General features: G+C 68.2%; 1 protein-coding gene and 1 pseudogene. Both read left to right on the forward strand.

The annotated features are described in order from the left end of the window. The first annotated feature begins 165 nt into the window (after positions 1 to 165). Positions 166 to 933, forward strand: a complete 768-nt coding sequence (locus BLW04_RS25395) for an IclR family transcriptional regulator (RefSeq protein WP_091548420.1) — start codon at positions 166 to 168, stop codon at positions 931 to 933. Positions 934 to 1,196: 263 nt separating this feature from the next. Next, positions 1,197 to 1,554 (forward strand): annotated as a pseudogene (locus BLW04_RS25400) (transposase); the annotation flags it as partial. Positions 1,555 to 1,644: the final 90 nt, after the last annotated feature.

The following is a 1,644-nucleotide window of genomic DNA, read 5'->3' on the forward strand; positions in this document are numbered from 1 at the left end:
GCCCGTCAGCAACGCCGCCTAGTTGATCAACGGGCCGCCACCGAAGTTCCACGGAACTCGGGACATCCTCCTCGCCAAGGGCTAACACAATTCTTTCGCTGCGCGAAAGCCGGTCGGCCGATCCGGTAGGCTGGACGCGATTCACCAGCCTGAGAGGTCACCCAGATGACAGATGCGGCACCGTCCGGGGGGGTCCAGTCGGTTGCGCGGATGCTCGACGTCCTCGAGGTCGTGGCAAAGGCCGGCGGGCAGATGGCCCTCAGCGAGATCGCCTCGGCGTCCGGCGTTCCCCTGCCCACGGTCTACCGGCTGGCGCGTACCCTCGTCGACCGGGGCTACATGCAGCAGCTGCCCAGTCGCCGCTACGCCCTCGGCTCCCGGTTGATCCCGCTCGGGGAGGTCGCCGGGGCCATGCTCGGTACCAGCGCTCGCCCCGTTCTGGAGGGCCTCGTCGCCGAACTCGGCGAGTCGGCCAACCTAGCCGCACTCGACCGCGACCGCGTCGTCTACCTCGGGCAGGTCCCGTCCACCCACTCCATGCGGATGTTCACCGAGGTGGGCCGTCGCGTGCACCTGCACTCCACCGGGGTAGGCAAGGCCGTCCTCTCCCTCCTGCCCGACGACGATGTTCGAACGCTGATGGCGCGCACGGGCATGCCTCCGCAGACGCCCCACACAATCACCGATGTGGAGAGGTTGATCGCCGCGCTGGAGCCCATCCGCCGCGATGGCTACGCCATCGACGAGGGTGAGCAGGAAGTTGGGGTCCGCTGCGTTGCAGTCCCTGTCGTCGGAGCGGACTCCTGCATGGCCGTATCGATCTCCGGCCCGGCTCCTCGCATGACGTCGGAACTCATCGAGCGGGCGATCCCGACACTGACCAAGGCCAGCGGAGTACTGGCCGTCAAACTGGCCGACCGCCCATCGGCCTGACCTTCAGGACCGCAGCGGCGGGCAAGTCGGCCTCAACACCCAGCAGTGCAGCCTTGTCTGTTGCTCGCATCGGGCCGGCGCGGCCATCGGGTGCGGATTCTTCGTCCCCGCTGCCCGTGACCCCTAGCGACCAAGGGTCGCTAGCCCGGGGCTTTCACGGCAGGGCGGCGTGAACGAGGTGTTGATCAAATGAATAGTGCTCCTGCCAGCAAGGATGGGACTTGTCGAGAGTCCATCATCGCCGATCGAGGAGCACCTTCCAGGTGAAGAAGCGTAGCCGGTTCCATCCCCGCGTCCGAGTCGACACGGCCAACGTGCCGGCGGTCGGGCAGGCCGGTGGGGTGCTGCTGACTGACGCCGTCGGGGCCGCCGGTCTGGACGCGGCGCTCGCGGCGGCGTTGGCGTCGTGGCGTAAGCCGCTGGCGATCCACGACCCGGGCAAGGTCGTGCTGGATCTCGCGCTCACCCTGGCCGTGGGCGGGGACTGCCTGGCCGACATCGCGCTGCTGCGCGCAGAACCGGGCGTCTACGGCCGGGGTGGCGTCGGATCCGACGGTCTCCCGCACGATCGACGCCCTGGCCGCCGACGCGCCGGCAGCGCTCAAGGCGATCAACACGGCTCTTCGAACTTGAGGGGGAAGAAGGACATGATCTTGTGAGGATCGCGGCCTCGGGCTGAGAAGGCCCCTCGATGCTGACGGTGGATACGAG

Origin of the sequence: Modestobacter sp. DSM 44400 (assembly GCF_900107175.1) — a bacterium.
Lineage (GTDB): Bacteria > Actinomycetota > Actinomycetes > Mycobacteriales > Geodermatophilaceae > Modestobacter.